12 protein-coding genes are annotated in these 12,443 nt (G+C 52.7%); 9 read left to right on the forward strand and 3 right to left on the reverse strand.

Features of this window, described 5'->3' with window-relative positions; translation table 11 throughout:
* The 6 genes from MUU46_RS02195 to MUU46_RS02220 all read left to right on the forward strand — a co-directional run.
* The coding region (locus MUU46_RS02195) for a hypothetical protein (RefSeq protein WP_258964647.1) at positions 1-386 on the forward strand (386 nt) is incomplete at its 5' end.
* Between the two features lie 63 nt (positions 387-449).
* Positions 450-659: an HHA domain-containing protein gene (locus MUU46_RS02200; protein WP_159759669.1), complete on the forward strand. Its 210-nt coding sequence runs from the start codon at positions 450-452 to the stop codon at positions 657-659.
* A gap of 121 nt (positions 660-780) precedes the next feature.
* The gene (gene cbpA / locus MUU46_RS02205; protein ID WP_258964648.1) at positions 781-1,710 is read left to right on the forward strand and encodes a curved DNA-binding protein; all 930 of its coding nucleotides are present in this window, start codon (positions 781-783) and stop codon (positions 1,708-1,710) included.
* Positions 1,703-2,002, forward strand: a complete 300-nt coding sequence (gene cbpM / locus MUU46_RS02210; RefSeq protein WP_159759673.1) for a chaperone modulator CbpM — start codon at positions 1,703-1,705, stop codon at positions 2,000-2,002. The genes cbpA and cbpM overlap by 8 nt, the downstream gene beginning before the upstream one ends.
* Before the next feature lie 156 nt (positions 2,003-2,158).
* Positions 2,159-3,127: a nickel/cobalt transporter gene (locus tag MUU46_RS02215; protein ID WP_258964649.1), complete on the forward strand. Its 969-nt coding sequence runs from the start codon at positions 2,159-2,161 to the stop codon at positions 3,125-3,127.
* Between the two features lie 140 nt (positions 3,128-3,267).
* Positions 3,268-4,020 (forward strand): glycosyltransferase, encoded by a 753-nt coding sequence (locus MUU46_RS02220; protein ID WP_159759677.1) that lies wholly within the window; start codon positions 3,268-3,270, stop codon positions 4,018-4,020.
* 77 nt (positions 4,021-4,097) lie between these two features.
* Here MUU46_RS02220 and proP read toward each other — a convergent pair whose 3' ends face one another.
* Positions 4,098-5,600 (reverse strand): glycine betaine/L-proline transporter ProP, encoded by a 1,503-nt coding sequence (gene proP / locus MUU46_RS02225; protein WP_159759679.1) that lies wholly within the window; start codon positions 5,598-5,600, stop codon positions 4,098-4,100.
* Between the two features lie 743 nt (positions 5,601-6,343).
* Here proP and kdgT point away from each other — a divergent pair.
* Positions 6,344-7,339, forward strand: coding sequence for a 2-keto-3-deoxygluconate transporter (kdgT, locus tag MUU46_RS02230; protein ID WP_258964650.1), 996 nt, complete (start codon positions 6,344-6,346; stop codon positions 7,337-7,339).
* A gap of 23 nt (positions 7,340-7,362) precedes the next feature.
* Here the strand turns inward: kdgT and MUU46_RS02235 are convergent, their stop codons facing one another.
* Together MUU46_RS02235 and crfC are read right to left on the reverse strand one after the other, a co-directional pair.
* Entirely contained in the window at positions 7,363-8,235 is an 873-nt protein-coding gene (locus MUU46_RS02235) for a diguanylate cyclase regulator RdcB family protein (RefSeq protein ID WP_258964651.1), read from the reverse strand.
* Entirely contained in the window at positions 8,232-10,577 is a 2,346-nt protein-coding gene (crfC, locus tag MUU46_RS02240; protein ID WP_258964652.1) for a clamp-binding protein CrfC, read from the reverse strand. The genes MUU46_RS02235 and crfC overlap by 4 nt, the downstream gene beginning before the upstream one ends.
* Before the next feature lie 429 nt (positions 10,578-11,006).
* Between crfC and MUU46_RS02245 the strand changes: the two genes are divergently transcribed.
* Together MUU46_RS02245 and yjdN are read left to right on the forward strand one after the other, a co-directional pair.
* Positions 11,007-11,342, forward strand: a complete 336-nt coding sequence (locus MUU46_RS02245; RefSeq protein ID WP_159759687.1) for a zinc ribbon domain-containing protein YjdM — start codon at positions 11,007-11,009, stop codon at positions 11,340-11,342.
* A gap of 164 nt (positions 11,343-11,506) precedes the next feature.
* Positions 11,507-11,941 (forward strand): VOC family metalloprotein YjdN, encoded by a 435-nt coding sequence (gene yjdN, locus MUU46_RS02250; protein ID WP_258964653.1) that lies wholly within the window; start codon positions 11,507-11,509, stop codon positions 11,939-11,941.
* Positions 11,942-12,443 lie beyond the last annotated feature (502 nt).

Raw genomic sequence — 12,443 nt, forward strand, 5'->3', positions numbered from 1 at the left:
GAGTCCGGGCACCACTATTTAAAGAAACCAGCCTAAGGGCTGGTTTTTTGCTTTCTGGAGTATGGACTCTCCATCGAACTCCGTTCGATTATTCGCCGCAAGCGGCTCACCCCTTCGGGGCCAACGCAAAAGCACGCCGTTCAACGCCTTCGGCGTTAGTCCGAGTCCGGGCACCACTATTTAGAAGAACCAGCCTATGGCGGGTATTTGCTTTTCTACGTATCAATCCTTTTGCCCCCTTCCCTAAACTGAAAATCGCACTCCCTCAATACAGTTCAACCATGAAGAGAAACCGTCCTGATTCAGGGGTATGCCGGCCTTTTCATGAAAGTTTCATCCAAGTTGAGTCCATTCAGGTCGCAATTGAACAAACATTAATTGGCTAAACAGTGTACTATTGACGCTGTACGCGTCGATAAATTTACCACCGGATACCGGAAGGCTGCCCTATGACCGTTGAAAACTACCTGAAACGACTGCGAAATGTGAACGAAGAGCAGATGCTCGAAAAAATTGTTGCTCGCATTGAAAATAGTATCGAACCCGAATATATGGCTGCATTCCAGAAAGCTGCCGATAAGCGCCGCGCAGAGCTGTGTGATTATCAGTTCAGCCTTAACGACGACTTTGGTGAATTGCAAGCCCCTCGCAAGTATTAAGTCCTACGCTCTTTATTCCGCTGCATTTTCTCCGGGCGAATCACCGGGGTTGCCCTACACTTACAAAGGTGAGCTATTAGGGAAACCCGTTCTGTTTGTGTGATTCACAAGAGATAATGCTATGGAATTAAAGGATTATTACGCCATTATGGGCGTGAAGCCGACGGACGATCTCAAGACCATTAAGACCGCATATCGTCGTCTTGCCCGCAAATACCATCCTGATGTCAGTAAAGAACCCGATGCCGAAGCCCGCTTTAAAGATATCGCGCAGGCTTGGGAAGTGCTGAGCGACGAACAGCGTCGCACTGAGTATGACACCCTCTGGCAGCACCGCAACGACCCGCAGTTCCGTCAGCAGGCACAGCCTGAACCGCAACAACAAAACTACAGCCAGGAGGAGTTCGACGATATCTTTTCCTCCATTTTTGGCCAGCACGCGCAGCAATCGCGTCAGCAACATTCTGCCCGGGGCCATGACGTAGAAATTGAAATCGCTGTTTTCCTCGAAGAAACGCTCGAAGCCCATACCCGCCCTATCAACTACACGCTGCCGCGTTACAACGTTTTCGGCATGGTTGAGAACGAAATCCCCAAATCGCTTAACGTTAAAATCCCGGCTGGAGTTAGCGACGGGCAGCGCATTCGTCTTAAAGGCCAGGGCACGCCGGGCGAGAACGGTGGCCCTGCAGGAGATCTGTGGCTCATCATCCGCATCGCGCCACACCCACTGTTTGATATCGTCGGCCATAATTTGGAAATTGTGCTGCCGCTCGCCCCATGGGAAGCCGCGCTGGGGGCAAAAGTGAAGGTCCCGACGCTGAAAGAGTCGATTTTACTGACCATTCCGCCGGGCTGTCAGGCTGGCCAACGACTGCGAATCAAAGGCAAAGGTCTGGTGAATAAGCAGCACACCGGCGATCTGTTTGCGGTGATTAAAATCGTCATGCCACCAAAAGCAGATGAGAAAACCAGCATTCTGTGGCAGCAGTTAGCTGATGCACAAACCACCTTCAACCCTCGCCAACAGTGGGGTAAAAATCATGGCTAATGTCACTTTCACCCTGACCGTCACCGAATTTTGTCTGCATACTGGCGTCTCTGAAGAGGAGCTGGATGAGATAGTCGGCCTGGGCGTTATCCAGCCCGACGAAAGCCCCGACGCGCACTGGTTGTTTGACGATCGTGCCGTCACCATCGTCCACCGCGCGCTACGTCTTCGGCGTGAACTGGCGCTCGACTGGCCTGGTATCGCCGTCACGCTGACCCTGCTCGATGAAAACGAGCGCCTGAAACAGGAAAACAGGCTGCTGCTTCAGCGGCTACAACGCTTTATCAACTAGCCTTCCGGACCCGCCGATTTTTTCCGCGTGAACAAAGCCGCAACGTCGGACAAGATTTGACACAAAGCCAGCCTGCGGGCTGGCCCTTTCGGTTACCCTTCTTAGCCAGCGCCTCTTATAATGTCTGCATGCATTCTTTACCGACATTATTTCCCTATGACCACATCCGTTCTTAAACGCGACTGGCGAATTCCCGCCGCTGCTATCCTCGCTGCGGTGATACTGGCCTTTGCCTTTCAGCTCCATACCCATTGGGCTACCTTCCTGCAATGGTGCCTGGCGACGCAAATCACGCTGCATCGCTATCTGGTGATGTACCTGTTGCAGCTCAATAACCATCAATACACCGGTGGGCTGTGGCTGCTAGCCGGGGCGTTTCTTTACGGGGTGCTGCACGCCATCGGGCCGGGTCATGGCAAATTTATTGTCACAACCTATCTCAGTACGCATCAGGAAAGTCAGCTGGCCTCGCGGGTAGTGCCTTTCCTCGGTAGCCTGATGCAGGGCGTCAGCGCCATTGTGTTCGTCTTTGTGCTCGCCGTCGGGATGAATCTGGCCTCGGGTGACCTCAGTGAAAGCCGCTGGTACATTGAGAAAATCAGCGCGGTGTTGATCGGCAGCTTCGGCATGTTTGTGATTTGGCAGACCCTGAAAAGCCTGAAGCCGAAAACCTTCAGCATTCGTCGCATTAAACCCCTGTCCAATGACGGGCATGACCACGGCGCCGACTGCGGTTGCGGGCATCATGGCGTCGGGGCCGATATCACCCATGCCGACTGGAGAACCCGCGCAGGCATTGTGATTGCCATCGGGGCACGGCCGTGCAGCGGGGCGATCATGATTTTACTGTTCTCCAACGCCCTCGGCATCGTCAGTTGGGGAATTGCGGCGGTAATGTCGATGGCGCTCGGCACCGCGCTCTCCATTCTCGGGTTATCGCTGGCGGTACGTTACGCGCGTGAACGCACGGTGGCGTGGTTTGGTGAAGGTTCCGAACAAATGCGCTGGCTGGTACCGACGGTAAAAATCATCGGCGGAGTGCTGATTATTCTGTTCGCGGTCGTGCTGTTCCTGACGGTGATTCCGATCAGCGCAAACGGCGACTATATCGCCGCTGGTTGCTAATCTTGTCGCCAGGTATTCAGACGTCGTTTTAAGCGACTTGTGCCGGACACCTCGCAAATAAACAAAAGATTTATTCTAACATTTAGCAGTCGCGGTATAACCAGCAGGTAATCACACAAGGTGATACCAGGGATGACACGATGCGAACATTAAATGCACACTGGATATGGATGGGCGGCCCTCCGCCCGAAAGCTTATTTAATAACCTGTCACGGTTTCGCAGTTTAGATAGCGAAAAAGCGTTCACCTACCATATCTGGCTGGATCAAAACTATGTCCTGCCACCTTCTTGCCTCGAGGAAGGCGTTTACATCCATCAGATTGTCTCCGCGTTTAGAAACGTATCACCGTTTAAGTTACTGCCTAATCTGGAGGGGATCTTTCTGAGGGAGAGGTTTGGCGCATTTAACAATCTCGCAGCCGCAAGTGATATCGCCCGATATGTGATCCTCTATACCGAGGGCGGAATTTATATGGACGCCGATGCAGAAGTTCATGATGTCAGGGTGTTACATCAGTTTTACCGTCAAGCCCTCGCATCAAATGTTGTCTATGTTACCACCGCCAACAACCGGCTCTACCAGGGCGTTATCCTTTCAGAAAAATATCATCATTTCTGGCATCAGGTATTTCGGGGCATCATATCGAAATATCACCAACCCTATTCTTATGGCGCAAAAAGGCACTTTTCCGCTGCTCGTGATGGTCAGCAGCGGGTCACTGATACAGTAATGACGTCGGGTATCGGAGCGATGCTTGGGGCCCAGGCTCCCCGGTTACCTGCATCATTGGCCCACTTTGACCAGCATAAATGTTTTAAGCCCATTGATGCCTCTGCATCAAATTATCGACATCGCCCCGCTTTCCTGCGCCACAACTCTTGTTTCTGGTAAAAAAAAACGGTGCCCGTCAAGGACACCGTTGAATAGTCATCTTTTTGCCCTGCTACAGCCCGAGCAAAGAGAAAAGATTACTCGTTGATACGCGGGTGCTGATCAACCAAACGAGTACGCTTTTCCTGCAGCGCTTCGATTTCCGCATCAATATCTTCAATTTTATGTTCGATATTGTCGTGATGCTCTTGCAGAATTTCTTTCGCTTCATGAATGTCAGACGCTGCTGGCGTCGCACCTTTCAACGGCTGATTAGCGGTTTCTTTCATGTTAATACCGGTCAGCAGACCAATCACCGCAACCACCATCAGGTAGTACGCTGGCATCATCAGGTCCTGCGTATATTCCACCAGCCACGCGGCAAGCGTTGGCGTCAGACCGGCCACCAGCACTGAGATATTGAAGGCGCTCGCCAACGCACTAAAACGGATGTGGGTTGGGAACATCGCCGGGAGCGATGATGCCATCACACCGATAAAGCAGTTGAGGATCACCGCCAGCAACAGCAGCCCAGCGAAAATCAGGGCAACCACATCACTGTTAATCATGATGAACGCCGGGATTGCGCACAGGAACAACAGCACGCTACCGACCAGGATAAACGGACGACGACCAAAGCGGTCGCTCAGCATCCCGATAATCGGCTGAACAAACAGCATCCCGACCATGATGGCGATGATGATCAGCACGCCGTGGTCTTCTGAATAATGCAGGTTATGCGACAGGTAGCTCGGCATGTAGGTCAGAAGCATGTAGTAGGTGACGTTGGTTGAAATCACCATCCCCACGCAGACCAACAGTGCGCGCCAGTGTTTGGTCGCAATCTCTTTGAACGAAACTTTCGGACCATCCTGCAGACCCTGACGGTCGCCCTGCTCCAGTTTATCAACGTGCTGCTGGAACGCAGGCGTCTCTTCCAGAGCATGTCGCAGATACAGGCCGATAATGCCTAACGGCAGCGCCAGGAAGAACGGCAGGCGCCAGCCCCAGTCGAGGAAGTTGTCCTCACCGACAATGGTGGAAATCAATACCACCAGGCCCGCACCGAGCACGAAGCCCGCAATCGACCCGAAATCGAGCCAACTGCCCATAAAGCCGCGCTTACGGTCAGGTGAGTATTCCGCAACGAAGATAGACGCTCCGGTGTATTCCCCGCCCACTGAGAAGCCCTGAGCCATCTTACACAGCAGCAGCAGAATCGGGGCCCAAATACCAATGGTGGCATATCCGGGTATTAGACCAATACAGAATGTACTGATCGACATAATGATGATGGTTATAGAGAGTATCTTCTGACGACCGTATTTATCGCCGAGCATCCCGAAGAATAGGCCACCCAGTGGACGGATCAGGAAGGGAACAGAAAAGGTCCCCAAAGCAGCAATCATCTGAACGCTGGGGTTAGCGTCCGGGAAGAAGACCTTACCAAGGGCGTAGGCCACAAAACCATAAACGCCGAAGTCAAACCATTCCATCGCGTTACCGAGCGACGCAGCGGTAATCGCTTTGCGTAGCTTACTGTCGTCGATGATGGTGACATCACGTAGCGTGATCGGCTTAACTTTTTTCCTTTTTAGCATTTTGTCCTCGTTAACTATCGCCGTGAGCGCACACAGGGGGAGGCAAACACGAAGGTTCGCTTGTGTGCGGTTAGGGAGCGGCGAATTGCTGTGCTCCTCATTTCAAGCGTAGCAGGTTTACTTACACTGGCTGGTCACAGCCTGTACAACCGAACCTGTTGACGCCTGCTCTGGCAGTAAAAGATTCTGACCAAACCCTCAAAGCAGAGTGATATTTTCCATACTTTCCTTTCTTACCCTAACAGTGTTTATATGTGTGATCAACTTCACGGAAAATAATGCTTACTGTTAAGTTGGTTCATGAAACGTCAATAAGTTCATATTGGCGCTAAGTACACTCTTAATCCAGATTCTCCTCAGCCATAAGAAAAATGCTAACCACGCCAGCCAATTAAACAAAAATAAGCCTGGAAATTATTTATTTGCTAACGATTTTCTGTCGACAATTCTTTACATCCAATTCACACCCCGTTGATTATTTAAAGCCTCGCAATCCTTTCCTTTAAATATGTGATCTAAATAACTAAAACACTGTTTTATTTTCATTGAGTCAATATTCCATTGATCGCATTATAGCCCCAACGCATCAGCCCTCCACTGATGAAGAGAAAGCAACCAGGCCAATTCAGCTTAAATTTACTCGTATAAACAGATAGATACCTGAAAAACCGTCAGTCAATTTGTTGAACCGCATTCTTTTATGTCTTCCCAGTGCGGAGCGCTGTGGGAAGCGAGGATAGAAAATGAAAATCAAAGCCACGATTGAACGTATCCCCGGTGGAATGATGTTAGTTCCGCTGCTATTAGGCGCCGTGTTAAATACGCTCGCACCTGATACAGGGAATTATTTTGGCTCGTTCACCAAAGGAATGATTGGCGGTACGGTGCCAATCCTGGCGGTTTGGTTTTTCTGCATCGGGGCGTCGATCGACTTACGTGCGACCGGCACAGTACTGCGCAAATCTGGCACTCTGGTGCTCACAAAAATTGCTGTCGCGTGGGCCGTTGCGATGCTCGCCGCCACCTTTATTCCTGACGGCGGCATTCAGACTGGCTTCTTCGCCGGACTGTCGGTGCTGGCACTGGTGTCAGCGATGGATATGACCAACGGCGGGCTGTACGCCAGCCTGATGAATCAATACGGCTCAAAAGAAGAATCCGGCGCATTCGTGCTGATGTCGCTGGAGTCTGGTCCGCTGATGACCATGGTTATCCTCGGTTCCGCAGGCCTCGCCTCCTTTGAAGCACACCACTTTATTGGCGCCGTGCTGCCGTTCCTGATTGGCTTCACCCTCGGCAACCTCGACCACGATTTCCGCACCTTCTTCAGCAAAGCGACGCCGGTGCTGATCCCGTTCTTCGGCTTCGCGCTGGGTAACACCATTAACCTGAGCGTGATTATGGACACAGGCCTGCTGGGTATCGTGCTGGGCGTGGCGGTAATCATCATTACCGGTATCCCGCTGATTATTGCGGACCGCGTGATTGGTGGCGGGAACGGTACAGCAGGTGTGGCGGCGTCGTCGGCAGCGGGTGCTGCGGTGGCGAACCCGGTGATTATCGCGCAGATTAACCCGGCCTTCGAATCAGTTGCCGCATCAGCAACGGCGCTGGTGGCGGCCAGCGTAATTGTGACGGCGATTCTGGTGCCGATTATCACCGCGCTGTATGCCAAGCGCTTTGGCAACGTTCAGGCGAAACAGCCTGAACCCGTGCCGGTCGAATCCTTACATCATTAATCGTTCACTGACCGGCGGGGCCATCAGGTCTCGTCGGTAAACAACTCTTCCAGCATCCCATCAACCAGCCTGGTCGCAGAACACAGTCTCGGCATTCCCAGCGCCACCGGCTGCCAGGTTTGCGTCACTGACCAGCACACCGGCTGACGCACCGCGTCAGAGCTGCTGCCCAGCCAGGCCAACATCTCCTTGTGATCCATCAAGCCTAATGTCGTCGGCGACGCCAGCCACTGATGATAAGAATGACGCGTTTCCGTCGCAGCACCGATGCCTTGCGCCAGATACTGAGCCGTCATCGAACGCAAACTGTCTTTCAGCAAGCCTCGCACTTCACCGTTTGCAAGCCGCCATGCATCGCCAAACGCGCCCCAGCGCAGCTCTTCCAGCGCAATGTAACAACGCCCGGCCAGCGACCAGCCGTCGTACTGCCCGGCGTGCCAGCGGGTGAACACTTCATCGCTGTGCGAACCGGATTCCACCATCAGCCCACGCTGCGTCAGCGCCCGCTGCTTATGCTCCGCGCGCTGACTGAACTGTTCACTCACCAGACCAAACTGATGGCGGAGCTCCGGCGAACTATGGCTTTTGCTCTGTAACTGTTGCAGGTATCGGCTCATACGCGTCAGCGCCAGATGACCAGGGTCAAACTGACTGGCGAGTTTTTCCGCCAACCCGAGGCGCATCGCCGGGTTATCGCTAAACAGGCCCGCCACCGACCACGGGCGCAGCTGTGTTTGCGCCACGATTTCATTCATCAGGCGTTCGCGAAACTGCTGCTGTTGCGGGGCTAATGTATGCTGACGCGGGTTTTCAATGCCCAACACCAGGTCCACCATAAATCGGGCATGGAGCGATTCCAGTATCCGGCCTGGGCCCTCCAGCAATCGCGTGTTCATCTCTGTTCAGCCGCAAAAAGGGTTTGAATATCATCGCGCAACATGCGCGCATCCTCTTCAATCCAGCGTACCGTGGCCAGGCACTGAGCAAGCTGCAAGCAAAGGGCGTTAACCGTGGACTGATGCTGTTGGCGCAAAGAGAGACTCTCCTGCAAATTTTTCTGCAAGCCACTGAGGCTCTGTGAAAACTCCGCAAAGAAGGTCACCATTCCCGCCGTAACAGAGACATCGACTTGCGCAGCTAAAGCTTTAAGGATTTGTGAGCAGAAGGTCGAAATACTCACGATGATGCGTTCCTTAATCGCATTCACATCAATGATGTAACGCGTTTTGGTCATCACATAATCATCCCAGCCCCAGCCGGGATTATTCAGCCAGCGGCTAATGGAATCGCGCATCCCGCCGCGCTGGCTACCCAACGGCAGATCTTCGGTAGCAATCGCCCCGTTAAACCACTGCGGCATGGTGATTTGCAGCGAACCGGACTGAAAGACTGGCAGCGTTATTCGCGTGTGGAACCCAGCGCGGTGCAGCTCTTCCTTCACATGAGATTCAATCGGCTTCAGCGCGTCATCAAGCGTTCGGCTGAGCGACGTTTCAAGCTGGCCAAAACGCAGCGACAGCTCACGAATAATACTTTGCTGACAGGCAAACACCATGCCTTCACAGTCAGCACGAATAATGCTGAGCAGCCGGTTAGCCTGCTCCTCATCATCGAGCACGATTTCGCCGCTGTCATCATGCTGCGACCATTGCAAATCCGCGCCGTTGGCGAGGCTCATCCGCAGCAGATTATCCGCGCTAAAGCTGCTGTCGATCAGCGCTAAAATCTCACTTTTCTGCCCGGTGATAAACGATTCTGCGGCGTCCATAGCCTGCCCCACTTCATGGCTAATTTCTTCGCTCACCACCCGCTGGCGCACCTCGAACTGCGCCATATCTTCTTCGAGACGAACGATATTATCCTGCAACTGCTCGGCGGCGACGGTCAGCCCTTGCAAACGAAACTCAAGAAAATCCCGGGCGCTTTGGGCATAGTTCAGCAGCTTGTGCGAAGCGGAACGCAGGGCGAACAGCGAGGCGTTGGCGTGTGCGGCGTGCAGCAGCATATTGATAGGTTTTTCAAACAGCGAATCTTCCCACAGCAAATCTGCGGCGTGGCGAATGTGGATCACGTCAGCCAAATCGGCGGTGCGCCAGCGGCGTCCGAGTGCCGCTTCGGCAAAATCCTGCACCCAGCGCTGCTCCTGCGGGTCGGGTAATCGGCCATGAAGGGCCAGTTCATGGCGCGCGCGGTTGGCGAGATAACCCCACATCGACGACACCGGGAAAATCTGTCCCGGATGAATATAACCCTTCATCAACGTGCCGGAGATCATCGCCCGCACCTGATCCTCATCGTCGCTGTTTCGGTCCTTCTGATCGAATTTGTTCACCAGCGCGTACAGCGGTACTGACTTGCTGACCGCGGTAATCGCCTGGCGCACTTCCTGATCGGAAATGGATTTGAGCTGGGTGTAATCCATCACTGCCAGCACCGCCGAGGCGCGGGCGAGCTGCTCATTAAACATTTTTTGCAGATGCGGCTGCCCGGCTTCGTTCGGCCCCGGCGTGTCCAGCAGCGTCAACTGGCCTGCGTTTTCGCCCAGTCCGGCGAGATGCACGAACTCCACCTCAATTACCGGAATATGTTCAATGGAAGCGTAATCGGCAAAGGGAAAGTCGACGTCCATTGCTCGGGAAAGACGAACCAAATCATTCAGGCTTTTCAAACACTGGAATATGGGTTGCGCCCCGAGATAATGTTTTTCAAAAGCAACGCCGCCGATAATACGCTCGAGCAGGGCATTCATGTCTTTATCCATTTCAAGCTTGAGCGCAAGCTTTGCACGGTCGACGTGACGAAGTTTATCCTGCAATTCATGCATTAAGCGTTCAATGGGCTTAACGTGAATAAAATTAAGACCCGGTTCTTTCTGACCCGGGGTATGGCGAATAAGCGTGGGTAATGCGGTCATCGGCCGGTTACGATTAGGTAAAACCTCCGTTCCAACGATGGCATTAATGGTGGTGGATTTACCCGCTTTCATTGTGCCAACAATCGCCAGTACCATTTCCAGACCGGTAATTTTACGCAGCTCGTTATTCAGCGTGTCCTGTTGCGTCGTCAATAAATGGCTTCCCGGATTACGGCCATGCGAGCCACCAGGCCCATCAGGCATAGCCTGAGCACCGCTCAGCATGTTACCCGGAAGCCCATTCACGGTATCGAGATGTCGTAATGCCAGCTGCAGCAAGCGCTCTGCTTCCTGACTCAATTCAAATATTGTCTGTGTGTACATGGTTAAAGTATTCCCTTAACGCAAATTTTATAACTTTTTATTTGTCAGATTTTTTATATCCGGATTTTATTTTTATATAATGATCTGTACTACCATAGAAAATGCAGGACGTAAGAAAACCAAAAGATATACAGATTAGCGCCATAAGCAGCATTCGACAGGATATATTGCATATAAATTACCTGCCAAAATACAGTGAATAAGATAGCGCTGGGTAATAATCAGAAATACGATCCTCAACATAACGCAAACTACATTACTCGGCAATTTCGAAACCTAAAAAATTGTACAGTTTTACGTAAGCGGTACAGGCTGGGGGATAAATAGTCCCGACAACCGTAAGGACATGCGGTATAATGAGTCATACTTTTAGCGCTCAGCGGCGGTTTGAACGGTCTGTGGCGCATTTTCAATTATTACGAGGTTACTATGTCTCTGCCACACTGCCCAAAATGTAATTCCGAATACACCTATGAAGACAGCGGCATGTTCATCTGCCCTGAGTGCGCCCACGAGTGGAACGACGCAGAGCCTTCTAATGACGGTGACGAGCTTATCGTGAAAGATGCCAACGGCAACCTGCTGGTTGACGGCGACAGTGTGACCGTCGTGAAAGATCTGAAGGTTAAAGGCAGCTCTTCGATGCTGAAAATCGGCACCAAAGTGAAGAATATCCGCCTCGTTGAAGGCGATCACAACATCGACTGCAAAATTGACGGTTTTGGCCCAATGAAGCTGAAATCTGAGTTCGTTAAAAAGAACTAACCCCTCGCCATATCGCCCGGCGGCGCTTCGCTTGCCAGGCCTACATGCGATAAGCGTTTGTAGGCCCGGCCAACTTTACGCCGCCGGGAAAAATACAACCGCTTGGTTATATTAACTCATGGTAACTATAATTATCTGGGTATCCACTCTCCGAGGTTATGGTTATGCCGTTAAGTCCCTATATCTCTTTTTCCGGCAACTGCGCCGAGGCCCATGCATTCTACCAACAGGCATTAAACGCTGAACTGGGCTACAAAATCACCTTCGGCGAAATGCCAAAATCCGATCAAAATAGCGAAGAAGGCTGCCCCTCCGGGATGGTCTTTCCACCCGATGCTATCGCCCACTCCAACGTCCGCATTGCGGGCAGCGAGATAATGATGAGCGACGGTATGACCGGTAGCGTCAGCTATTCCGGTTTTACGCTGGTACTCGACACCCAAGACGTCAACGAAGGGAAAGGCTGGTTCGATGCCCTTGCCGAGGGCGGCAAGATTGAAATGGACTGGCAGGAAACGTTCTGGGCCCACGGATTTGGCAAAGTCACCGATAAATTCGGCGTGCCGTGGATGATCAACGTCGTCAAACAGCCGCAGTAATTTCCCCAGGGCGGTCCGCTCCGCCCTGTCACACACCCTACTCCAACTCTTCATCGTTCAGTCACCGCACCTTAACCGGAGTGTCATATTGTCGCGTCACTCTATCGGCAGTTTCTCCCCTCACCCCGACCCTCTCCCCAAAGGGGCGAGGGAGAAAGGATTACCCAAGCTGTCCCGGACAGCCCCCTCTCCCCAAAGGGGCGAGGGAGAAAGGATTACCCAAGCTGTCCCGGACAGTCCCCTCTCCCCAAAGGGGCGAGGGAGAAAGGATACCCAAGCTGTCCCGGACAGCCCCCTCTTCCCAAAAGGGCGAGGGAGAAAGGATTACCCAAGCTGTCCCGGACAGTCCCCTCTTCCTAAAGGGCGAGGAGAAAGGATTACCCAAGCTGTCCCGGACAGCCCCTCTTCCCAAAAGGGCGAGGGAGAAAGGATTACCCAAGCTGTCCCGGACAGCCCCCCTCTTCCCAAAGGGTCGAGGGAGAAAGGATACCCAAGCTGTCCC

It is taken from the genome of Scandinavium tedordense (genome assembly GCF_024764965.1).
Taxonomy (GTDB): domain Bacteria; phylum Pseudomonadota; class Gammaproteobacteria; order Enterobacterales; family Enterobacteriaceae; genus Scandinavium; species Scandinavium tedordense.